The organism is Novosphingobium soli (assembly GCF_042432915.1).
GTDB classification, from domain to species: Bacteria; Pseudomonadota; Alphaproteobacteria; order Sphingomonadales; family Sphingomonadaceae; genus Novosphingobium; species Novosphingobium soli.
In genome coordinates, this window is sequence record NZ_JBHLWK010000015.1 from 262,694 (window position 1) to 285,166 (window position 22,473).

Below are 22,473 nucleotides of genomic sequence, written 5' to 3' on the forward strand. Positions count from 1 at the left end.
CTCACGCTGCTTCCTGCGCAGTCGCGGCCGCCTGCGCCCACGCCAGCGCCGCGTCCAGGCTCGTCGCCCGGTGGACCAGCGGCGATCCGCCCGTGAAGGCGTCCAGGAACCGTCCGATCTTGCCGTAGCTGTTGTCGATCACCGCATGCGGGCGGCCCAGCAGCAGCGCGAGGATATGGACGTGGAGCCGGTCGGTAACGAGGGCGCGGCCCCGGGCGATCTGGCCCAGGCCCCGCTCCAGCCGGTGGCGCGCCGCCGCCTCGTAGGCGCGGACGCGTGCCAGCCGGGGCCGGCCCGAGGTCCAGGCGCCGATCGCGGCCGCAGCCTTGGCCCGGCGCACGGGACCGGTCTCCTCGATGAGCCAGTCTTCGACCGGGACACCGGGCGGCGTCCGCAGCGCCCCGGCGCTCTCCCGGTCGGTCCGCAGCAGCGCAAGCACCTCGCAGCGTGCCGGTGCCGGCCGCACGGACCCGATCGCGAGCGCGCTGTCGGGGCAGAGCCGCACCGTGCAGTCGAACTGCTGCTCCGCCAGCTTGAGCGAGGGGAGGTCGCGGACCAGCAGCGTGAAATCCGGGTGCGCGGCGATGACCCGCGCCGCTTGCGCGATACGCGCGGGGTCACGGAAATGGATCGACTGCGGCAGCTGGATGATCGGGCGGTCTCGGAAGCGGGCGATCACGCCCTCGCGGAAGTCCTGGTGATGGTTCCAGACGTCGCCGAAATTGCCGCCTCCATGCAGGAAGATCGGCCCTTCCGGCACGGCTGCGCGCAAGTCGGCATCGTCCAGGTTGTGGAAGGCGCTGACGTAGGCCGGCGCGGCGCCGCCGGCTTCGCGGAACAGCGCGAGCTCGCCGATCCAGATCGCCGAATCGCCGACGTTCGGATGATCGGGAAAGTCGAGCAGTGCGAAGCGACGCCCCGCATGCGGGCGGAACGCCGCGGTCAGGCTCGCGAGGGCGCCACCGCCCACGAGGTTACCACCATTTAACCGTTCGGGCATGACTTCGTCCTTCCTGTGAGCACGCGATGCTGGCTTCCTCGCTGCCAGCACCAGGCGAGTTCGGGGGGATCGTGACGCAGGACCAGACCAGACCCGCCCGCGCCGCCGGCACCGACAACGCCGCCGGTACCGACAACGAGGCCGTCACCGCCGAGCCCGCAAACCCCGCGCTCGGTCGCCGCGCCGCAGGCGCGGTGGGCTGGAGCATGGTGCGCTTCGGCGGCGACCAGGTCTTCGCCTTCCTGGTCTTCGCAGCGCTGGCGCACCGGCTGAGCCCGGCCGACTTCGGCGTCTTCTTCATCGGCATGGCGGTGGCGGAGATCGGCAAGATCGTCGCCCAGGCGGGTCTCGTCAGCAGCCTTTACCGCGCGCGCACCATCACGCCGCTGCTGGCGGACACGGTGTTCTGGACCAACCTGGCAGGCGCCCTCGCCGTCGCTTTCGTGTGCCTGGGGCTGCGCCATCCGATCGCCGCGGCGCTGGGGAGCGAGGCGGCCGCTCCCGTGGTTGGCACGCTCGGCTTCCTTGCCCCGGTCTCGGCCGCCGGCGCCGCGCACATGAGCAGGAGCCTGCGCGACTTCGGCCACCGCGCCCTGGCGGTCCGCTCGCTTTCGGCCGGGCTCCTGGGCGGCGCGTTCGCGCTGCTGGCGGCAGGCGCCGGTTGGGGCGTCTGGGCGCTGGTGGCGCAGCGCTTCGCCAGCGAGGCGGTGGGCACCCTGGTCGCCTGGCGCGCCTTCCCGTGGCGGCCGCAGTTGCAGTTCTCGTGGCCGCTGCTGCGGTCGCAGGCGCGCCTGGGTGCCAGCGTCGCCGGCTCGCAGCTCCTCCTCGCCGCGCTCAACCGGGCGCAGGACGCCATCGTCGGCGGCCTGATCGGCATCGGCGCGCTGGGCGCCTATCGCACTGCCTGGAAGTCGCTCGAGGTCGTCGCGCAAGGGGTGATCAGTCCCTTCTCGACGGTGGCTGTCCCCACCCTGGCGCGGCTTGCGGGCGACCTGCCGGCGTTCCGCCGCGTCTATCTGCGCATGGTCTCGACCAGCGCGATGCTGTCCTTTCCCGCTATCGCCGGCATCGGCATCCTCGCCGACGCGCTCGTGCCCTTGTTGTTCGGGCCGCAGTGGGGGGAGAGCGTCGCGGTGCTGCGCGTACTGTGCCTGCTGGCGCCGCCCTTCGCACTGAACTTCTTTGCCGAGCCGGCGCTCACCGTCCTCGGCCGTGCCGGCTCGATCGCTTGGCTGGCGGCGATCCAGCTGGCGCTCACCCTGCTGCTCTGCATCGCCGCAGCCGGTCACGGGTTGCTGTGGTTCGCCGGTGCCTATGTGGCGCGGGCCTATCTGACGCTGGGCCTGCAGATGGCGATCCTCCAGCGGGAGACCGGGATCCGAGCGGCACAGGTGCTGCGGGCCATCGCACCCGCGCTCGTCGCCTCTGTCGCGATGAGCCTGCTGCTCTGGCGCATCCGCCTTGCGGCTCCGACTCCGGCGGGCGTGGAGGGGGCAGGCGCGGAAGGGCTCGCGGCGGTCGCGCGACTGGGAGCGCTCGTCGCGGCGGGAGCGCTGGCCTACGGCGCTGCGCTTGCGGTGGTGCTCGGCCGCCGCGGCCGGGCAGACCTGATGCGGCTGGCGCGTGGCCTGCTCACGCACACGCGAGCTCGGTCGTGAGGCCCTCGGCCGGCGGAAGCACGGCCCTGGCGCGACCCCGCGCCTGCTGCCGCAGCGCCAGCGCTCCGCCCGAGAGAACCGCGAACGTGAGCCCCGGGTCGCAACTGGGTGCCGAGAGCGAAGCGACGGCGATGCCCACGAGCATGGCCCAGGCCGCCGCGGCAGCGGTGTCGCGTTCCGGCTCTCCGCTCCGCCGGTAGGTGGAGAGCGCGAGGGGCGCGAAGGCCCGGCCGAGGTGGAGGACGAAGGCGGCCGAACCGACCACCCCCATCGACCCCAGGATCGCGGTCGCCAGGCTGGAGGAGCGGAACGATCCCGGACCGATCCCCAGCCCGCGCGACACGACGAAGGCATCGAGGCCCTGCCCGGCCCAGAACAGCCGCTGGCGGCCGGAGAACGAGCCGCCCTTGTCTAGGGTCATATGCGCCAGCAGGTCCTGCAGACCGGCGGCGCGCACCGGATCGAGCAGCAGCAGCGCGCACAGTCCGGCCAGCGCCGTCAGCCCCCCGAGCGCCAGCCAGGCCAGCCGGTCCGGCGTGACGAAGCGAGGCGTGGTCGCCAGGCGCAGCGCGCCGAGGGCTCCGCAGATCGCCAGCCCGGCGTAGGCGGTGGATGAGGCGCTGCCGGCGAGCGCACATGCGAGCAGCAGCGCCGCAGCGCCGGTCAGCCGGGGCTCGACGGCGCGTAGCCAGCACTCGAAGTTGAACACGAACCAGGCGACGGCAAAGGCGGCGAAGGCGGAGGGTTCCGGGAACAGGCCGTTCATGCGCACGAAGCCGGCCCAGTCATTGTCGAGCTGCGCATAGCTGCCGTTGCGCAGGAACGCGAAGATGGCATTGGCAGGCGTGTCCTTGAGCACGACGCTGGCGATGCCGAGCAGGGCATGGAGTACACCGACGGCGGCGCCGGTGCGCGCCAGCAGCCGCGCGCCCCCCGGTCCGCGCAGCGCGGCGTGGCTGGCGAGCGCGGCGGCGAGCGTCCCGGCCATGTAGATCGCGGTGGTGAGATTCTGCACCGTGAAGCGGAGCGGCTCCGTGGCCAGCACGCGGGCCTGCTCGGTGCCGTAGCGCGGGCGCACGAGTCCGCGCAGCGGCGCCACCGTCATCTCCCCGGCAAAGATGTGCGGCAGCAGCAGGGCAGCGACGACCCCATAGGCGACGAAGGCCACCAGCCAGACATGCGCCCGCAGCGCCGAGCCGATCGCCCCGGGCGCGGTCCCGCCCGGGAGCATGCATCGCAGCAGCAGGAAGACCAGCGCAAAGTGCGCGGGCGTGACCGACGAGCCGCCGAGGGCGGGCAAGTCGATCGCCGACGATCCACCGAACACGCCCGACAGGACCAGGAAGGCGAGCAACGCTCCGAGCGAGCCGCGCACGACGAGCCCGATCCCGAGCAGCAGCTGGATCGCGCCGATGAGAGTGAGTGACATGGCCTTTGCTCAGCTTTGCGCCGCCCGGGCGGGGCAGCGCATGGAGGGAACGTGCGGCTCGGCGGCGATCCGGATGCGGTAGCGGAAGCCGTTGCTGCCTGGCCCGGCGTCGGGCCCGGCGATGAGGTCGAGGTGGTCCCCGGCGGCCAACGGAACGGCGCGCAGGGTGATGCGACCGGGTCCGGTCACGATGGTCGAGGCCAGTTCGCGTGCTCCCTGGCGCAGGGCGATGGCCACTCCGTCGCCGCCCGCTCGCGTTTCGAGACAGAGCGCCACCGCCACGCTCGCCGCGCGGGGCGCCTGGTATCGAACGATCACGCTGCGCCCGTCTGCTGCGCGCCCTGCGGGTGCTCCTGCGCCGTCGGCCACCCATAGCGGCGCCAGCGCGGGATCGCCCCGCCGACTGGTCCATCGCCCGTCGATCCAGTGCAGTTCGCGCTGCGATCCGTCAGGCAGCCTTGCGAGATAACGCCAGTCCGCTCCGCCGTAGCCCAGCAGGCTGTCGGCCACCACCGGTCCCGGAGCCAAGGTCGGCACACGGGGCGCCAGGGCGATGACCGGCTCGTCGGTGAGGATGGCGGTGTTGCGCGCGATCGGCTTGCCCTGGGCATCGAACAGGCGCGCGCCTGCTCCGAAGTCCAGCCGTCCGGAGGCGCCCCAGGCCACCCAGCCGTCGCGACCGAAGCGATAGAGGCGTACGTTCGCGTCGGCCAGCTCCACGCGCTCGGGGGCGCCGCGCGGCAGGAGCACGCGTTGCAGCAGGCGAAAGGCGCCGAGCGCGGGCTTTTGCATGCCCTTGGTCGTGTAGAGGCCGCTGTCGTGCAGCCAGCCCTGCTCGACCAGCGCATACCAATAGGCCGCCTCGACACGCGCAGCGGCGAGCAGAGTCGCGGTCTTCACGAGCTGCGGTGCCGCGCTTTCCCGCGCGCGGTAGGCGCCGCCGAACTCGCTCGCCCAGATCGGCAGCGGCCGGCCGTGCCGCTTCATGACGTCCTGGAGGTGCGAAAGCTCGGTGTCGAGGTTGTCGGCCTGGGGACGGTAGGGGTGCACGGCCAGGCCGTCGGCCGCATCCAGCAACCCGCGCGCGAAGAGCGACTCTAGGAATCCGGTCGCGATCGTATTGCTCGATCCGCCGAGCACCCGCGTCGACGCGCCCCTCGCGCGCAGGGCGTCCCGCGTCGCGCGCACCAGTTCGACATAGTCGCGCAGGGGGTCGGACTGTTCATCCCCGCCGGTCTCTCCGCGCCGGTAGATCTGGCGCGAACGCGGGGCGTTGATCTCGTTGCCCACTTCGATGGCGATCAGGCAGGGGCCGAAGTGCGCCTGCAAGGCCAGCACATAGCGAACGAATGCCGCCTTCGCCTCTGCGGAGCGAAGCGCCAGGCCGCCGTCGTAGAACGGGTGGAGCGGTACGGTGGTGAGCAGCAGGCCGCCTCCCCGCCGGCAGAAGCGGTCGAGCGGGGCGAGCGCCGGGCCGTCCAGGACATAGCGGCCGCGCACGCGCTCCACGCGCGACCATGGCACAGCGTCGCGTAGCGCGGGGGCACCTGCCGCGCGGGCAAGGTCAAGGTGGGCAGCCGGCCACCCTTGCGAGAAGTGGGTCTGGGCGCCAAGCACGAGCGTCGTGGCGGTCGTCCTCGCCGGCGCGGCGCCACCGCAGCCTCCAGCGATGAAGGCGCCAGGGACGAGCACGGCGGCGAGCCAGCGGGTCGATGCGCGGCACCAGCGAGCACCGATCATGCGAGCGCCCGCAGCAGGCCCGCGTCGAACGTGGCCGGGGAGAAGCGGCGGGCGTGGCGGATGGCGGCGGCCGGCTCGAATCCGGGGTGCCACGCCTCGAACCGCAGCACGGCATCCACCAGAGCCTCGACCGATTGTTCGTGGAAGAACAGCCCTGTCTCGTGCTCGAGTACGGTGTCCAGCGCGCCGCCCTTGCCGAAGGCGATCACCGGCCGGCCCGAGGCCATGACTTCCACCGGCGCGATGCCGAAGTCCTCCTCGGCGGTGAAGACGAAACCGCGGCAGCGGGCATAGTGCTTGCGCAGTGCCGCGAAGTCCAGGCGGGGGGTGATCGTGACGGTGGGCCCTGCCATGCGTCTGAGCCGCGCGGCCATGGGGCCGTCGCCCACCAGCGTGAGCGGCAGGCGCAGGCGGTTGAAGGCGGCGACCGCAAGATCCGGCCGTTTGTAGGGGACGAGCTGGCCGACCCACAGATAGCCCGCGCCGACCTCGCCCGAGGGCGCGAACAGCTCCACGTCGACCGGGGGATGGACGACGCTGGAGGCTTTGCCCCAGGCACGCTCGATCCGGCGCTGGATGAACCGCGAGTTGGCGAGGAAGCGATCGACGCGCGAGGCCGATGCGGAGTCCCAGGTGCGCAGGCGATGGAACAGGAAGGGCATCAGCGCCCGGTCGATCGCGCCGGCATCCTCGCAGTAGGCATGGTAGTGATCCCATAGGTAGCGCATGGGGGAATGGACGTAGCAAAGGTGCAGGGCGTCCGGAGCGGTGATGACCCCCTTGGCGGGGCCGCTCTCGCTGCTGATCACCAGGTCATAGCCCCGCAGGTCCAGCTCCTCGAGCGCCATGGGCATGAGCGGCAGGTACTTCTGGTAGTGCCGCCGGGCGCCCGGCAGCTTTTGAATGAAGCTCGTCGTCACCTTGCGGGCGGAAATCGCGCGCGAGACGCGCGCCGGATCGTAGACGTGGGTGAAGATGTCGGCTTCGGGGAACAGGTGCAGGAGGCGCTCCAGCACCCGTTCGCCGCCCCGCATGGCGACCAGCCAGTAATGGACGATCGCGACCTTGCGGAAGCGCTGGCGCACGTCGCCGGGGGGCGGGTCCGGCTGGGCGCCGGGAACCGTCCAGAGCCTAGGCACGATAGTAGTCCCGGCAGGCCGGGTAGAACGCGCTGGCGTCGAGGCCGAAGGCCGCCTGCCGCCTGACGTCCACCCGCGTCAGGACCACGCCTGCCAGCGTCACCGCGCCTTCGGGCAGCAGCCGGAGAAGGGCGCGCAGCGCGGCTTCGGGCGTGCGCCGCCACCGCGTGGCGATGATGGCGGCATCCGCCTTGCACAGCAGCAGCCGCGCGTCGGCGACCGGCAGCACCGGCGCGGTGTCCAGGATCACCGCATGGTAGCCCTGGCCGGCGGTCGCCAGCAGTGCGTCCATGGCCGGCCCGGTCAGCAGCGCATGGTCCTCCTCCTTCGCCGCTGCGAGCGGGAGCACGGAGAGGCCGGTGCGCGCGTCGGTGGCGACGACGTCCTCCAGCCGCGCCTCCCCGCGCAGCACCTCCAGCAGACCCGCCGCGCGCGCGCCGCCGATCCAGCCGCTGACCGCGCGCCGTCGCAGGTCGCAGTCGATCAGCAGGATGGGACCGGAGGTGCTCGCCATCATGCGCGCCAGGCACAGCGCTAGCGTGGTCTTGCCCTCGCCCGAGAGCGCCGAAGTGACGGCGATGACCCGCGGGTTCTCGACCACGAAGGCGATCGAGGCGTGCACGTTGCGGAAAGCCTCGGCGAGGGCGGAGCGGGGATGGTCGAGGACGGCGTCGACCGGGTCGCCGACGCCCCGCGGCAGCACCGAGCCGAGTTCGGGGATCGAGCCAAGATGGCGCAGGCCCAAGCGGTTCTCCACGTCGTCGCCGCAGGCGAGGCCGCGCGCCGCGCCCGCTGACGCGCCGTCCACCGCCAGGGCGCAGAGCAGGCCGAGGCCGAGGCCCAGTGCCGCGGAGAGCGTCATGTTGAGCAGCAGGTCCGGATGCAGCGGCGTCTGCGAAGGACGCGCTGGACGGAGCACGCGCGCCTCGGGCGGGCGCATCCCGATTCGCGCGGCGAGGTCCTTGTAGCGCGACAGATAGCTCTCGTAGAGCTGGCGCGAGGCCTGGGCGCGCTGCTCGATCTCCTGCAGCCCCACCATGGCGGCATTGTCCCGCCGCAGCGATTGCTGCGAGGCGTCGAGCGAGCCGGTCAGCGATCCCAGCCGCCTTTGCGAGACCGCCGCCTTGGCGGAGAGGCCGGAGACGACGCGGCCGATTTCGGCGGCGATGCCGGCGTTGACGGCGTCGAGTTCGCTGCGGGCGCGCAGCAGGTGCGGGTGGCGCGGACCGTACTTGCTGGCGAGCGCCGCGACCTCGGCGGCGCGGGCGGCCTGCTGCTGGCGCAGCGCGGCGATCACCGCAGAGCCGAGCGAATCGCCCAGATCCTCACCGCTGGAGCCGGATCCGAGCTGCTGCCGGGCGGTGGCGAGCCGGGCGGCGTCCTCGGCCGCCTGGGCTCGGGCGGCGGTGACCTCCTGGTTGTAGGCGGAGATCTCCTGCTCCGCGAGCGAGTGGTCGGTCGTGCTCGGGAGGTCATTAGCGAGGCGATAGCGCTGCATTAGCGCGGCATCAGCGGCTGCCTGGCGCCGCGCCTGCTCCATCCGCAACCCCACTTGCGCGAGGATCCGCGCGTCGGCCGCGTCGCGGTCGAGGCGGGCGCCCTGCGTATACTGCCAGGCAAAGGCGTTGGCGATGCGCGCCGCTTCCCCGGCATCCTCGCTCTCGAAGCCGACGCCGATCGCGTACGTCGCGCCGGAGCGGAAGGCCGAGACGCCGTCCTCGACATAGGCGATGGCGGCCTGCCGCGCGTCTCCGGGGCCTTGCGCGAAGCGGGCCTGGCGGGCCAGCCCCAGCCGGTCGACCACGGCGGCGACGTTGTGCGCGGACGTCATCACCGCGACTTGCGTGTCCACGTAGGTCTCGCCCGGCGTGCCGCGCGCCGCCATCCGGTCCTCCTCGGTGAGCGGCGCCACCGGTTCGGCCCGGGGTTCGAGCGCGACCTGCGCGGTGGCAAGATAGCGCGGTGTCTGCAGCAGGGTGACGGCGAGCCCGACCGCCAGCGCGGCCAGCAGCACCGCCACGATCAGGGGCCAGCGCCGGCGCAGGAAGGCCAGCAGGACCCCGGCGTCCAGCCGGTCTGCGGCAGGCGGGGCCGGAACCGGCCGCAGCGGAGCCGCCAGCGGTGCGGACGGAACGGGGATGACGACGGAGGTGTTCAAGCGCTTACCACCCTGCTTGCGGAGCACGCCGATGCGCTCCGGATCGGGCGCAGTGTCGTCGCATTGTGGCGGGAGCGGCAAGATCAACTCTGCCGCTTTCATAGATTTAACGAATCGTTATCCGTGATGTTGCCAAGTCATCTGAGTGTTAATCTCACGAACGGTCGTTCATTACATTTCTGCAACGGGTTTTCAGGCCTTCATTACTGAAGGATAGTGGCCTGCGATGGTCCGGAACCTGCCGGACTTGGATGGGATCTGGCACGATGTTGCGATGGCTGCGGGAACGGTTCGACGCCAGGGGCGCCGCGGGCGCGCTGGTGCTGCTGACGGCAGGCTGTGCCAGCGCAGGCGCCCCGCCGCTGGACCTGGCCGAGGCGGCCAAGGGCATGGGCGCCTATCACCTGGGCGCGGGCGACAGGCTGCGGGTCATCGTCTACGACGAGCCCGGCCTCTCGGGCGAGTTCACCGTGTCGAGCGCGGGCGAACTCGCCTTTCCGCTGGTCGGCAGCATCGCCGCCGATGGCCTCACCGCCGATCAACTCGCGGGTGCCCTCGCCAGCCGCATCGCCGACGGCTACATGAACGATCCCAAGGTCAGCGCCGAAGTGGTGGCCTATCGCCCGTTCTACATCCTGGGCGAGGTGCAGCGGCCGGGGCAGTACCCCTATGTCGCCGGGATGACGGTGGAGCAGGCGGTCGCCGCCGCCGGCGGCTTCAGCTACCGCGCCCAGTCGCGGCGCGTGAACCTGCGGCGCGGGGCCGGGGAGGCCGAGCGCTCGGTCGACATCGGCGCCGGGCAGGCGGTCGCGGTCATGCCGGGAGACACCATCCGGGTTCTCGAACGGTATTTCTAGGGCTCCCCACGGCGGGGCAGCGCTTTCCCGCCGAGGCCCTGCTTCGAGAAGGCTCGGCACGAGCGGGGAGGGAGCGCGGGTCGCTTCCCGCTGCGGGCACCTTTCCACTCCGCCCAGCTCAGCATGAGCGGGGAAGAGGGGGCGGACGCGGATTTTCGCTGCGGGGTGTCCTTTCCACATGCCCAGATCAGCACGAGAGGGGAGGGGCGATGGGCCGCTCGCCGCCGCAGATGCCCTTTTCACCCCGCTCAGCCTGAGCGTGTCGAAGGCTCCGAAGCGAAGCGCGAGGCTGGCATGCTTCGACAGGCTCGGCATGAGCGGGGGGATGGGCGGCTCTCTCCGCGCTCCCATCTTGCGCAGGCCATCGACACGCGAACCGCAGCCGCGCGCGCCTCGCACCCTCGAGCCTGGAAGCGGGCACCCGCCCGCGTCCTTCGTCAGAACGCGTAGCGCAGCGAGACCGACACGCGCCGCCGGTCGAAGGCGCGGCCGGGGACGCCCTCGGTACGGGTGCGCTGGAAGGTCGCTTCTCCGCCGAGGCGCAGGTGGTGGTTGGCCAGCCAGTCGATGCCCAGGCCGCCCACCAGGTCCTTCTGGACCCGCGGCGTGCCCGCAAAGTCGCTGGTGGCGCGGTCGAGACGGGCGGAGAGGAGCACGCTGCGCCGCAGTTCGTAGTCGGCACGCGCGCCGAAGCGGGTCTGGCGGATGCCGGCGACCCCCACCAGCGGCGAGCGCTGGATCGTGCGCCGCGCATCGACCGCGAGGGTGAGCAGGCGCGTCGGGTTCCATTCGAGCGCGGCAGCGAAGTCGAGGCCGCGGATGCGCGGGAATGCGGGATCGGCGTAGCGCTGGTCCTGGTAACCCAGGGCCGCGCGCCCCCGGACCAGCCGGCTGACGCCGAACTCCAGCCCGCCGCGCAGCGACCAGCCGTGCGAGCCGCGGTCCAGCGCGGTGGTGTCCTCGGGATAGCGGGCGCGGTTGTAGCTCCCTTCCGCGAAGGCGGCGACGCCCGGCGCGAAGGCGTAGCCGGTCCGCAGCCGCGCGTGCCAGCTGGTGTAGTCGCGGTCGCGCAGCGTCGAGCGCACGCCGGCAGCGTTGCTGCGCGGCGCGTAGCGGAAGGCGTCGAGCCCGGCTTCGGCCTCCAGGATCACGCGGCCGGAAGAGCGGCGCAGGCGAGCGTCCAGCTCGAGCGCGTGGTAGGCGATGCGCGGACCGCGCAGCGTGGTGTCGCCGATCGAGCCGCGCGCCTCGTACGCCCGCGCGTAGCCCGCGCTGGCCGTGAGTGCGGTGGTGGTGCCAAGGTCCAGCCGCCCGGCCAGGAGCCCGCGGTAGGTCTGGGTATCCTCTGCATCCTGAGACAGGCCCCGCGTGAGCGCGCCGTCGAGATCGAGCGAGACCGCGTGACGCGACCAGGCCGAGCGCGCCGTCAGAGCCCCGGCAAGCGAGGCGAGCGCATCGCCCACCCGGTCGGACCGGGTGGCGTAGACGTTGTCGTCGTAGGTCAGGGTGGCCGCGGCGAAGGGAATGACGGTGAAGCTGCCGAGGTGGAACGGCACCGGGTCCGTCTCCGGCCGCGCGCGCGTCTGCACCGCGATCGGCATGTCCCGCCCGGAAGGGTCCCGCACCCTGTCCTGCGCCAGCACCTGCGGCGCGGCGCAGGTGCCCAGCAGCCCCACCAGGCATGGCCCGGCCTTGCCCTTCGCCCAAGAGTGCCTGCGCTTCAAGATATGCCCCCGCGACTGGTCCCCTCGGGAACTTGTGCGGAGGCGGCCTGCGCCAGGCAAATGAACGATCTGTCACGGCCGCGCGCCGGGTGGCGCGGCCGGGCTTGCATTCAGCCGGAGCTCCTCAGCCAGGGGGGCTCAGTCGGGCTTCCAGCCGATCTCGGCGGCGGTCGCGGACTTGGGGATGTCGGTGAGCGCCTCGTTGACGGTGATCGTCTCGCCCGGCGCCAGCTCGCCCTTGCCCGGCACGATCTCCTTTTCGTAGACGATCGTCTCGCGCCGGTCGCGCAGCACCACCAGCAGCGACGGCACGCTGCGGGCCTGCGCCCCGATGTTGCTGATCGTGCCGCTCACGCTGAAGAACTCGGTACCGTCGGGCAGCGGCTTGCGATCCTGCCGACTGCGCGGGAAGTCCAGCTTGAGGTCGGGCTGGGCCTGCTGGAAGGTCGGGCGCGGGATCGGCAACCAGTCGGGCAACCCGCCCCAGACCACCGCCGCCGCGAGGGCGAGGGTGGCGATGGCGAAGGCCATGGCGGCCCAGGTGCCGATCCTGGTCCAGTTGCGGCGGGGGCGGAACGGGGGCGAGAAGTCGAAGCTCGACGGGCCCTCGTCGGCATAGGGCTTGGCGGCGGTGTCGTCGTAGTACCCCGCGCCCGCGCGCGCCTCGCGGGGACGGGCTCCCGCCGCCGACGAAGCCGGCGCCAGCCCCGGCGGTGGCCCCGGTTGTAGGGGCGGCGGAGGCGCGGCGGGCGGTTCGCGCAGCGTCGCCTCGGCCGCCGGCGCAGCGGCGCGCGGCACGACCACGGCCGGGCGGGTCGCGGGCCGCTGCGCGGGTTCCGGAGCGTGGGCCGGGGCAGAGCTGGAGGCCGGGGCGGGGGCCGGGGCGAGGTTCGGGGCGAGGTTCGGGGCGGGGGCCGCCGCGGGCGCGGCGATCATCGTCTCCAGCGGCGGCGCGCTCTCATCCGGCCCTTCCTGGAACCAGCTGTGGCGGCACTTGGCGCAGCGGACGGTGCGGCCTTCCAGACCGATCGCGCTGTCCGGGACGGCATAGCGCGTCGAGCAGGCGGGGCAGGCGATGATCATGATCGCCTTCCTAAGCACGGTTGGCTTGCGCGCGACAAGCGCCCTGCCTGTGGGTTCGCGCCGTGACGGCCTTTTTTCCACATGCAAGGATGGTTATAGGCGAAGGCGTCGTCCGTCCGGCCCGACTGACACAGCAACACTGATCGAGCATGAGCGCGGACGGGGACATCATCCACTTCGACAACGTCGGCCTTCGCTACGGCACCGATCGCGAGGTGCTGAGCGACCTGACCTTCACGCTGCACGCGGGCCGGTTCTACTTCCTGACCGGAGCGAGCGGCGCGGGCAAGACGTCGCTGCTGAAGCTGCTCTACCTGGCGCAGCGGCCCTCGCGCGGGGCCGTCCGCATGTTCGGAACCGACGCCATCACGCTGCCGCGCCATCGCCTGCCGGCGATGCGCCGGCGCATCGGCGTGGTGTTCCAGGACTTCCGGCTGGTGCAGGACCTCTCGGCCTTCGACAACGTGGCGCTGCCGCTGCGCCTGGCCGGGCACCACGAGCGCGACCTGGCGGGCCCGGTGCGCGACATCCTCGACTGGGTGGGCCTTGCGGATCGCATGGACGCGCGCCCGGCGACGCTCTCGGGCGGGGAGCAGCAGCGCGTCGCCATCGCGCGCGCCGTCATCGCCCGGCCCGCCATGCTGGTGGCCGACGAGCCGACCGGCAACGTCGATCCGGACATGGCGGCCAAGCTCATGCGGCTGTTCGAAATGCTCAACCGGCAGGGGACCACCGTGGTCGTCGCCACCCACGACCTCGACCTGCTGCGCAAGGTGCCCGAAAGCCTCATCATGCGGCTGGACCGCGGCCGGCTTGCCGACCCGACCGGCGCGCTGCGCTATCCGCCGCGGGCGCCGGCATGACAGGCCGGGATCGGATGGGGCGCCGGGTCGGCAGCCGGACCGGGAGCCGGATTGCGGGCCGGGTTGCGGGCCGGGTTGCGGGGCGGATTGCAGGTCGGCGCGGCCTCGAACTGATCCCGCAGGCGCGCCTGTCGGGGCCGATGCCCTGGGTGATCGCGATCATGGTGGCGATGACCACCATCGCGCTCGCCGCCGGGCTGACGCTGGGCAACGCGGTCTCCTCGGCCCGGGCGGAGATCGCAGGTGGGGTGACCGTCCAGATCCTCGAGCCCCGCTTCGAGGTAAGGGCGCAGGAGGCCGCGCGGGCGGTCGAGGCGATCAAGGCGATGCCCGGGGTCGCCGGGCTGCGGCAGGTGCCCCAGGCCGAGCTCGATGCGCTGATCGAGCCCTGGCTGGGGACCGGGATCGCGGCAGCGGCCGGGGGGGCGACGGGAGCGAGCGGGGCGGGGGCCAGCGGGGCGGCCATCCCGGTCCCCGCGCTCATCGACGTGCGGCTCGAGGGCCCGGCGAGCCCCGCGCAGCTTCGGGCGCTGACGCACCGGCTGGCGCCGGTGGCGCCATCGGCCCGCATCGACGCGCAATCGAACTGGCTGAGGCCGGTGTTCGACGCGATGGTCTCGCTCCAGGTGCTGGCGATCGCGATCGTGGCGCTGCTGGCGGGGGCGCTGGCGGCAGCGGTGCTGCTGGCGGCGCGCTCGGCGCTGGGCGCCAATCGCGAGACGATCGAGATCGTCCATCTCCTCGGCGGCACCGATGCGCAGGTGGCGCGCGTGTTCCAGCGTTCCCTCGGCACCGACGCGGCGGCCGGCGGCTGCGTGGGCCTGGCGCTCGCGCTCGTGGTCATCCTCGCGCTCGGCCGCCGCTTCGCCGGGCTGGGGGCGGGGCTGGTGGACAGCGGCGCGCTGGGGTGGAGCGACTGGCTGCTGCTGGCGCTGGTGCCGGTGCTGGCGACGCTCCTCGCCATGCTGACGGCGCGGCTCACCGTGCTCCACGCGCTGCGAAAGATGCTGTAACCGGCGCAAACCCCTATATAGCATCGATCCATGTTCCGCCGCCTCGCCGCCTTTGCCGTGCTGATCTGGCTCTTCGGGTTCCTGTGGTTCGCCGTGGCCCTGCCCGGGCCGCTGCCGGCCAGCGTGCGGACCGACGCGATCATCGTGCTGACGGGAAGCCAGGGCCGGATCGAGCATGCGCTCGAGGTGCTGGAAGCGGGTAAGGCCCCCGACCTGCTGGTCTCGGGTGTCGATCGCCAGGTCCGCCCGCGCGAGTTCGCGGCCCAGTTCGCGGTGCCGCCGCGGCTGATGAAGTGCTGCGTGACGCTCGGCTACCGGGCCTACGACACCCGCTCCAACGCGATCGAGGCGGCGCAGTGGGTGACCGAGCACGACGCCAAGTCGGTGCGCCTGGTCACCGCCGACTGGCACATGCGCCGCGCCGCGCTGGAGATCGGGCGCGAGTTCCCCGCCGGCGTCCGGCTGGAGCGGGACGCGGTCCCCTCGCGCCCGACGCTCGGGACGCTGTTCCTCGAGTACCACAAGCTGCTGGCCCGGGCCGCGCTCAACCTGTGGGAACGCCTTTGACCGACCCTGATTCCGCCCGGCCGCTCGACGTCGTGCGCTCGCTCCTGTTCTACGCCGTGTTCTACCTCGGCACGCCGGTCTTCGTGGCCGGCGCGCTGGCCGCCAGCCTGGTCAACGAGGAGGCGCTGCGCCGGGTGGTGCGCGGCTGGAGCAGCTTCCACCGGCTCTGCGCGCGCTGGCTGCTCGGTATCCGGCTGGTGGTCGAGGGGCAGCTGCCGGAAGAGGGGGTGCTGGTGGCGCTCAAGCACGAGAGCTTCTTCGAGGCGATCGACTTGCCCCGGGCGATGCGCTGGCCGGCGCCGCTGCCCAAGGCCGAGCTGATGGACATTCCCGGATGGGGCTGGGCGGCGCGGCGCTACGGCGTGGTCGCGGTCGAGCGCGAGGCCGGCGCCAAGGCGCTGCGCGCGATGGTGGCGAGCGGACGCACGTTCGCGGAGCGAGGCAGGCCGCTGGCCATCTTCCCCGAAGGCACGCGCGTCCCCCACGGCCAGCGCCCGCCGCTGCAGGCGGGCTTCGCGGGGCTCTACAAGCTGCTGGCGCTGCCGGTGGTGCCGGTGGCGGTGGACAGCGGGCCGCTGTACCACCGGCGCTGGAAGAGGCCGGGCACGATCACCATGCGCGTGGGCGAGCGGATCGCGCCGGGCCTCCCGCGCGAGGAGGTCGAGGCGCGGGTCCATGCCGCGATCAACGCGCTGAACCCGCCGGCGTGACCGCTCAGGCGGGCGTCGCCTGGGTGACCTGCACCGATTGCGAGACCAGTTCGACATCGCCGTAGCTGGTGAGGAAGGAGACGTCGGCGGCATCGCGGCCGATGCCGATCTTCGCGATCTGCGCGGGGGTGGTCATGCCGGTCGCGTCGACCATGTGCCACATGCCGTCCAGGAACACCTCGGCGACGGCGTGGAAGTCCTGCGGCTCCACCCCGAGGCCATAGACGCTGGCGAAGCGCGCCGGAATGCCGCTGGCGCGCACCAGCGCGATCATCAGGTGGGCGTAGTCACGGCACACGCCCTTGCCGCTGCGGAAGGTGTCTGCGGCGGTCGTGGAGGAGTCGCTCGAGCCGGCCTCGTACGTCAGCCGGCCGGCGAGGTGGTCGCGGATGGCGGCGACGCGGGCGCCGCCCTGGAGCGTGCCGAACTCCTTCTGCACGAATTCGTGGAAGGTGTCGGAGGTGCAGTAGCGCGAGGGCATGAGGTAGTCGACCGTCTCCCCCGGCAGCAGGTGCGGCGGCACCGCCGGCAGGGTGGCGATGTCCGCCAGGATGCGGTCCACCTCCACCGTCGCCTCGTAGCGCACCTTGAGCGGCGCGCCGGTGCGCAGCCAGATGCGCTCGCCGATGTAGGCCTGCGCCGGCACGCGGGCGAAGTGGTCGAGCGGCGGGAGGTCGATGTGGGCGTGGAGCACGTGCTGCTCCGGGATCATTGCCGCTTCCAGCTGGAGGAGGACGTCGACCGGCTCGGGCACCGCGTAGTCGAGGGTAGTCACGATCGAGAGCTGCATGGCGGGTGGGATCCGTGAGAGGGGCGTTCGCCCGCTCAAAATCCCCAACCGCGCCGAGGCTCCCGCCTCGCCTCAGGAATTCTTGGCGCTGTCGTGGTCGCCGCGACCGAAGTCGGGCCGCGAATCGTCCTGGCCCTCCTCGATGATGGACCGGCGGATCGCGCGGGTGCGGGTGAAGTGCTGGAACAGCGTGTCGCCGTCGCCCACCCGGATGGCGCGCTGCAGCGCCGTCAGGTCCTCGCTGAAGCGCTGCAGCATGGTGAGCACCGCCTCCTTGTTGGAAAGGAACACGTCGCGCCACATCGTCGGGTCCGATGCGGCGATGCGCGTGAAGTCGCGGAAGCCACCGGCCGAGTACTTGATGACCTCCCCCTGCGTCACGTCCTCCAGGTCCGAGGCGGTGCCGACGATGGTGTAGGCGATGAGGTGGGGCAGGTGGCTGGTCACCGCGAGGACGAGGTCGTGGTGCTCCGCGGTCATGATCTCGACGTTGGCGCCCAGCGCCTCCCAGAACGAGACGAGCTGCGAAAGCCGGACCATGTCCACCCGCGCGGGCGGCGTGACGATGCACCAGCGGTTGCGAAACAGGTGCGCGAAGCCCGCGTCGGGGCCCGAGTTCTCGGTGCCGGCGACCGGATGGGCGGGGATCACCACATGGTCGGGCAGGGCCTCGCCCAGCGCCTTGGCGATGGCCTGCTTGGACGAGCCGACGTCGCTGACGAGCGCATCGGCGGGCAGCGCCTCACGCACCGTCTCGGCCGCCATCGCCATCGCCCCCGGGGGCACGCAGAAGATCACGAGGTCCGCCTCGCGCACCGCCTCGGCGGCGGTGTCGCAGACGCTGTCGACGAGCCGGCGCTCGGCGGCGCGGGCGCGGTGGTCGGGGCTGACGTCGTAGCCGGTGGTCCGCGCTTGCGGCAGGAACTCGCGCACCGCCAGCCCGATCGAGCCACCCTGGAGGCCGAGGCCGATGATGGCGATCCGCGCGAAGCTCATGCCGCCGGGCCCTTCGCCTTCTCTGCCTGCCGCCCCGTCAACGCGCCGTCTCCGCCATTTCGCGCAGGGCGGCGGCGATCGCGTCCATGTCGTCGCTCTTGCCGATGGTGATGCGCAGCCCCTGCGGCAGGCCCTGCCCGGGCAGCCAGCGCACGATGTAGCCGCGGTCGGCCAGGCCCTCGAACGCCGTCTCGGCGGTGAGGACGCCTTCGAACAGCACCAGCACGAAGTTCGCCTCGCTCGGCAGCGGGCGCAGGCCGTGGTTGCTGAGCGCTGCGATGCGCTGGACGAAGCGGGCGCGCTCCTCGCGGTTGTGGACGCGGCTCGCCTCGACGAAGTCGGGGTCGCCCAGCGCGGCCAGCGCCATCGCCTGGCCGGTGCTGGAGACGTTGAAGGGCCCGCGGATGCGGTTCAGCGTGGCGACGATCCCCGGCGCCCCGGTGCCCCAGCCGATGCGCTCGCCGGCAAGGCCGAAGATCTTGGAGAAGGTGCGCGTGACCAGCACGTTCGGGTGCGCGGCCGCGAGCGCCATGGCGCCGTCGTCGTCCTCGGGCGCGAGGTACTCGGCATAGGCCTGGTCGAGCACCAGCAGCACGTCGGCGGGAAGCCCCGCGTGCAGGCGCGCGATCTCGCCGCCGGGCAGGTACGAGCCGGTCGGGTTGTTGGGATTGGCGATGAAGACCACGCGCGTGCGCCCGGTCACCAGCGCCAGCAGCGCGTCGACATCGGTGCCGTAGTCACGGTCGGGCGCGACCACCGGCGTGGCGCCGCAGCGCCTGGCGGCGATGTCGTAGACCGAGAAGCCGTAGCGCACGTAGATCACTTCGTCGCCCGGGCCGGCATAGCCCTGCGCGGCGAGGTTGAGCAGTTCGTCCGAGCCGGTGCCCATGACCACCCGCGCCGGGTCGAGGCCATGGCGCTCGGCGATGGCGGCGCGCAGGGCGCCGCTGTCGGGATCGGGGTAGAGCGCGGGCGCGGCGCCGCGGGCCGAAAGCGCGGCAGGGCTGGTGCCCAGCGGGTTCTCGTTGGCGGAGAGCTTGATGAGCGGCCGCCCGTCCTTGCCCTTGGACTTGCCGGGCACGTAGGCGTGGATCGCCTCGATCCAGGGCTTGGGCGTCGGGGCTTTGGGCAAGGTGGTGGTTTCGCTCATGACGGCGGGCCGCATAACCCAGCATGGCCGATAATGACAGACTTGGATTGACTCCCTATGGGCGGTTCCCCACTTGGCGAAACGATCATGGCGACGGCCCCCACCCTCCCCTCCGAAAACCGGTTCCTCGATCTCGACACGCCGCTCCTGCTCGATGGCGGGCAGCGCCTTGCCGCCCCGCGCATCGCCTACGAGACCTGCGGGCGACTGAACGCGGCGAAGGACAACGCCATCTTCATCTGCCATGCGCTGACCGGCGACCACCACGTGGTCTCCAACCACCCCAAGACTGGCAAGCCGGGCTGGTGGGTGCGCATGGTCGGGCCCGGCAAGCCGATCGACACCGACCGCCACTTCGTGATCTGCGCCAACGTGATCGGCTCGTGCATGGGCTCGACCGGACCGGCCAGCGCGGCGCCCGACGGCGATCCCTGGGGCATGCGCTTCCCGGTCATCACCATCCGCGACATGGTCAAGGGCCACATCGCCGTGCTGGACGCGCTGGGCATCGACAGCCTCCATGCCGTCGTCGGCGGCTCGATGGGCGGCATGCAGGCGCTGAGCCTCGCGGCCAACTTCCCGGAGCGCACCCGCGCCGCGCTGGTGATCGCCTCGACCGCGCGGCACTCGGCGCAGAACATCGCCTTCCACGAAGTGGGACGCCAGGCCATCATGGCTGACCCGGAATGGCGCGAAGGCAACTACTACGCCTTCGGCAAGGGTCCCGAAAAGGGCCTGTCCGTCGCCCGGATGGCCGCGCACATCACCTATCTCTCCGAGGCGGGGCTGACCGAGAAGTTCGGCCGTCGGCTGCAAAACCGCGAGGAGAAGACCTTCGGCTTCGACGCGGATTTCCAGATCGAATCGTACCTGCGCTACCAGGGGCTTTCGTTCACCGACCGCTTCGATGCCAACTCGTACCTCTACATCACCCGCGCCATGGACTACTTCGACCTGGCCGAGGAGCACGGCGGCATGCTGGCCAACGCCTTCGCCCGTTCGAAGGCGCGCTATTGTCTGGTCAGCTTCGACACCGACTGGCTCTATCCCACTGCCGAATCGCGCAACGTCGTCCACGCGCTCAATGCCGCGGGCCTTCCGGCCAGCTTCGTGGAGCTTTCGGCGCCGTTCGGGCACGACTCGTTCCTGCTCGACGTACCCGCGCTCGATCGCGTGGTGCAGGGGTTCCTGGGATGATCGCGCCGGCCGACGACAGGCTTGGGGAGGCCCCATGAACGCCGCGATGATGGCAGGACTGCGGCCGGACCTCGCGGTCATCGCCGAGAACGTGGCGCCGGGCTCCAGCGTGCTCGACGTCGGCTGCGGCGACGGCACCTTGATGCAGGCGCTGCGCGACGGCTCGGGCTGCGACACGCGGGGCATGGAGCTGGATGCGCTCAACGTCGGTTCGTGCGTGGCCAAGGGCTTGTCGGTGATCCAGGGCGATGCCGACAAGGACCTGGCCTTCTATCCCGACAAGTCGGTGGATTACGCGATCCTCTCGCAGACGCTGCAGACGACGATGCGGCCGGACCAGGTGCTCGACGAGCTGCTGCGGATCGGGCGCAAGGCCTTCGTCAGCTTTCCCAATTTCGCGCACTGGCGCGTGCGCGTCTCGCTGCTGTGGGGCGGGCGCATGCCGGTGACGCGGCTGCTGCCGGTCGCCTGGTACGAAACGCCCAACATCCACCACCTGACCGTCAACGACTTCCGCGCCCTGCTGGACGCGCGGGGAATCACCGTGGAGGGCCGCTGGTTCCTCAGCGGCGACGCGCAGTGCAGCGCCGCGGCGGCGAACTTCCGGGCGGAGCATGCGGTGTTCCTGCTGTCGCGCCGCGACTGACCGGGCGGCGTTTCGGCCTTGCCCGGCGACTCGCCGCCGTGCATAGGGGAGCGATGGGGAACAAACCATGATCGCCAAGCTCACCGGCCTGCTCGACGATACCGGCCCGGACTGGGCGATCATCGACGTGAACGGCGTCGGCTATCTCGTCCACTGCTCGGCCCGCACGCTGGGGCAGCTCGGCATCCGGGGCGATCGTGTGGTGGTGCATACCGAAATGCAGGTGTCGGAGACCGACCAGCGCCTGATCGGCTTCGCCAGCGCGGCGGAGCGCAACTGGTTCCGCCTGCTGACCGCGATCCAGGGGGTGGGCTCCAAGGTCGCGCTCGCGATCCTCTCGGCCCTGACGACCGAGGAGCTGCAGCGCGCCTGTGCCGGCGGGGACAGCGCCATGGTCGCGCGCGCCAACGGCGTCGGGCCCAAGCTGGCGAGCCGCATCGTCAACGAGCTCAAGGACAAGGCCGGCGGGCTGCCGACGGCGCCGGGCGTGGCGGGCATCGCGGCAGCGGTCCCGCCGGGTTCGGCCAGCGCGGACGCCGTCTCGGCGCTGCAGAACCTCGGCTTCAAGCCGGCCGTCGCCGCCATGGCGGTGGGCAAGGCAGTGGAGGAGCTGGGCGAGGACGCCGGCCTTAACGACCTCGTGCGCGTGGCGCTCAAGCGGGCGGCGGGCTGAGCGCATGACCGACAACCCCATCCTCTCCCCCGCTCGCCAGGCCGAGGACGCCGATGCGGCGCTGCGGCCCAAGACGCTGGCCGAGTTCGTCGGCCAGGCCGCGGCCAAGGACAACCTGCGCGTCTTCATCGAATCGGCGCGCTCACGGCGCGAGGCGATGGACCACGTGCTGTTCTTCGGGCCCCCGGGCCTCGGCAAGACCACGCTGGCGCAGATCGTCGCGCGCGAGCTGGGCGTGGGCTTTCGCGCCACCTCCGGCCCGGTGATCGCCAAGGCGGGCGACCTCGCCGCGCTGCTCACCAACCTGGAGCAGGGCGATGTGCTGTTCATCGACGAGATCCACCGCCTCAACCCCGTGGTCGAGGAAGTGCTCTACCCGGCGATGGAGGATCGCGCGCTCGACCTCATCATCGGCGAGGGGCCTTCGGCGCGCTCGGTGCGGATCGACCTGCCGCCCTTCACGCTGGTCGGCGCCACCACGCGGCAGGGCCTGCTGCAGACCCCGCTGCGCGACCGCTTCGGCATCCCGGTGCGACTGCAGTTCTACACCGTGGAGGAGCTCGAGAAGGTCGTCACCCGCGGTGCCAGCCTGCTCGGCATCGGCATGGACCAGGGCGGCGCCACCGAGATCGCGCGCCGCTCACGCGGGACGCCGCGCGTCGCCGGGCGGCTGATGCGCCGGGTGCGCGACTTCGCGCATGTCGCCGGGTCGGACGTGGTGACGCGCGCGATCGCGGACGATGCGCTCACCCGGCTCGAGGTCGACGCCATCGGGCTCGACGCGCAGGACCGCCGTTACCTGCGGATGATCGCCGAGATCTACAAGGGCGGGCCGGTGGGGGTGGAGACGCTCGCGGCAGGCCTCTCGGAGCCGCGCGACACGATCGAGGAAGTGATCGAGCCCTACCTCATCCAGCTCGGCCTGATCGCCCGCACCGCGCGGGGACGCTGCCTCAACGATCGCGGTTGGACGCACCTGGGCCTGTCGCCGCCGACGGGACCGCAGGGCGGCCTCTTCGATTCGGACGGCTGAGCCACTCCCGGCCGGCGTGCCGACGGTCCGTCGGATGGCTTGACAGG

20 protein-coding genes are annotated in these 22,473 nt (G+C 72.0%); 10 read left to right on the forward strand and 10 right to left on the reverse strand.

The genetic code is table 11. The annotated features are described in order from the left end of the window. Position 1: 1 nt before the first annotated feature. Complete coding sequence (locus ACFFJC_RS13475) at positions 2–1,000, reverse strand: polysaccharide pyruvyl transferase family protein (protein ID WP_379487998.1); 999 nt, start codon at positions 998–1,000, stop codon at positions 2–4. 26 nt (positions 1,001–1,026) lie between these two features. Here ACFFJC_RS13475 and ACFFJC_RS13480 point away from each other — a divergent pair, with 26 nt between their 5' ends. Continuing rightward, entirely contained in the window at positions 1,027–2,658 is a 1,632-nt protein-coding gene (locus ACFFJC_RS13480) for an oligosaccharide flippase family protein (protein ID WP_379487999.1), read from the forward strand. Here ACFFJC_RS13480 and ACFFJC_RS13485 read toward each other — a convergent pair. The 4 genes from ACFFJC_RS13485 to ACFFJC_RS13500 form a co-directional block, all read right to left on the reverse strand. Continuing rightward, entirely contained in the window at positions 2,633–4,087 is a 1,455-nt protein-coding gene (locus ACFFJC_RS13485) for a hypothetical protein (protein ID WP_379488000.1), read from the reverse strand. The genes ACFFJC_RS13480 and ACFFJC_RS13485 overlap by 26 nt on opposite strands. Before the next feature lie 9 nt (positions 4,088–4,096). Continuing rightward, positions 4,097–5,827: a hypothetical protein gene (locus ACFFJC_RS13490; RefSeq protein WP_379488001.1), complete on the reverse strand. Its 1,731-nt coding sequence runs from the start codon at positions 5,825–5,827 to the stop codon at positions 4,097–4,099. After that, complete coding sequence (locus ACFFJC_RS13495) at positions 5,824–6,861, reverse strand: glycosyltransferase (RefSeq protein WP_379488040.1); 1,038 nt, start codon at positions 6,859–6,861, stop codon at positions 5,824–5,826. Before ACFFJC_RS13495 ends, ACFFJC_RS13490 begins: the two co-directional genes overlap by 4 nt. Before the next feature lie 97 nt (positions 6,862–6,958). Then, a complete protein-coding gene (locus ACFFJC_RS13500) occupies positions 6,959–9,211 on the reverse strand; it encodes a GumC family protein (protein WP_379488002.1) in 2,253 nt (750 codons plus the stop codon). Positions 9,212–9,390: 179 nt separating this feature from the next. On the opposite strand from ACFFJC_RS13500, the gene ACFFJC_RS13505 reads away from it, so the two are divergent. Beyond that, positions 9,391–9,981, forward strand: a complete 591-nt coding sequence (locus tag ACFFJC_RS13505; protein ID WP_379488003.1) for a polysaccharide biosynthesis/export family protein — start codon at positions 9,391–9,393, stop codon at positions 9,979–9,981. A 437-nt stretch (positions 9,982–10,418) separates the two neighbouring features. On the opposite strand, the gene ACFFJC_RS13510 is transcribed toward ACFFJC_RS13505, so the two are convergent. Together ACFFJC_RS13510 and ACFFJC_RS13515 are read right to left on the reverse strand one after the other, a co-directional pair. Beyond that, positions 10,419–11,705 carry an outer membrane beta-barrel protein gene (locus ACFFJC_RS13510; RefSeq protein ID WP_379488004.1) on the reverse strand — a complete coding sequence of 429 codons (1,287 nt, stop codon included), beginning with the start codon at positions 11,703–11,705 and terminating at the stop codon, positions 10,419–10,421. Positions 11,706–11,843: 138 nt separating this feature from the next. Further along, positions 11,844–12,788 carry a zinc-ribbon domain-containing protein gene (locus ACFFJC_RS13515; RefSeq protein ID WP_379488005.1) on the reverse strand — a complete coding sequence of 315 codons (945 nt, stop codon included), beginning with the start codon at positions 12,786–12,788 and terminating at the stop codon, positions 11,844–11,846. Positions 12,789–12,937: 149 nt separating this feature from the next. Here ACFFJC_RS13515 and ftsE point away from each other — a divergent pair, with 149 nt between their 5' ends. From ftsE to ACFFJC_RS13535, 4 genes are all read left to right on the forward strand, one after another. Beyond that, positions 12,938–13,651 (forward strand): cell division ATP-binding protein FtsE, encoded by a 714-nt coding sequence (gene ftsE, locus ACFFJC_RS13520; RefSeq protein WP_379488006.1) that lies wholly within the window; start codon positions 12,938–12,940, stop codon positions 13,649–13,651. Between the two features lie 140 nt (positions 13,652–13,791). Further along, positions 13,792–14,664 (forward strand): cell division protein FtsX, encoded by an 873-nt coding sequence (locus ACFFJC_RS13525; RefSeq protein ID WP_379488007.1) that lies wholly within the window; start codon positions 13,792–13,794, stop codon positions 14,662–14,664. Positions 14,665–14,694: 30 nt separating this feature from the next. Next, complete coding sequence (locus ACFFJC_RS13530) at positions 14,695–15,231, forward strand: YdcF family protein (protein WP_379488008.1); 537 nt, start codon at positions 14,695–14,697, stop codon at positions 15,229–15,231. After that, positions 15,228–15,941 (forward strand): lysophospholipid acyltransferase family protein, encoded by a 714-nt coding sequence (locus ACFFJC_RS13535; protein WP_379488009.1) that lies wholly within the window; start codon positions 15,228–15,230, stop codon positions 15,939–15,941. Before ACFFJC_RS13530 ends, ACFFJC_RS13535 begins: the two co-directional genes overlap by 4 nt. 4 nt (positions 15,942–15,945) lie before the next feature. Here the strand turns inward: ACFFJC_RS13535 and ACFFJC_RS13540 are convergent, their stop codons facing one another. From ACFFJC_RS13540 to ACFFJC_RS13550, 3 genes are all read right to left on the reverse strand, one after another. Then, positions 15,946–16,731, reverse strand: a complete 786-nt coding sequence (locus ACFFJC_RS13540) for a transglutaminase-like domain-containing protein (protein ID WP_379488010.1) — start codon at positions 16,729–16,731, stop codon at positions 15,946–15,948. A 72-nt stretch (positions 16,732–16,803) separates the two neighbouring features. After that, on the reverse strand, positions 16,804–17,727 hold the full coding sequence (locus tag ACFFJC_RS13545) for a prephenate/arogenate dehydrogenase family protein (protein ID WP_379488011.1): 924 nt from the start codon (positions 17,725–17,727) through the stop codon (positions 16,804–16,806). A 37-nt stretch (positions 17,728–17,764) separates the two neighbouring features. Beyond that, positions 17,765–18,892, reverse strand: coding sequence for a pyridoxal phosphate-dependent aminotransferase (locus ACFFJC_RS13550; protein ID WP_379488012.1), 1,128 nt, complete (start codon positions 18,890–18,892; stop codon positions 17,765–17,767). A 72-nt stretch (positions 18,893–18,964) separates the two neighbouring features. On the opposite strand from ACFFJC_RS13550, the gene metX reads away from it, so the two are divergent. The 4 genes from metX (at position 18,965) to ruvB (ending at position 22,426) form a co-directional block, all read left to right on the forward strand. Then, the gene (metX, locus tag ACFFJC_RS13555; protein WP_379488013.1) at positions 18,965–20,074 is read left to right on the forward strand and encodes a homoserine O-acetyltransferase MetX; all 1,110 of its coding nucleotides are present in this window, start codon (positions 18,965–18,967) and stop codon (positions 20,072–20,074) included. Positions 20,075–20,108: 34 nt separating this feature from the next. Then, complete coding sequence (metW, locus tag ACFFJC_RS13560; RefSeq protein ID WP_379488014.1) at positions 20,109–20,720, forward strand: methionine biosynthesis protein MetW; 612 nt, start codon at positions 20,109–20,111, stop codon at positions 20,718–20,720. Between the two features lie 67 nt (positions 20,721–20,787). Beyond that, a complete protein-coding gene (gene ruvA, locus ACFFJC_RS13565) occupies positions 20,788–21,393 on the forward strand; it encodes a Holliday junction branch migration protein RuvA (protein WP_379488015.1) in 606 nt (201 codons plus the stop codon). A gap of 4 nt (positions 21,394–21,397) precedes the next feature. Then, a complete protein-coding gene (ruvB, locus tag ACFFJC_RS13570; protein WP_379488016.1) occupies positions 21,398–22,426 on the forward strand; it encodes a Holliday junction branch migration DNA helicase RuvB in 1,029 nt (342 codons plus the stop codon). The last annotated feature ends 47 nt before the right edge of the window (positions 22,427–22,473 follow it).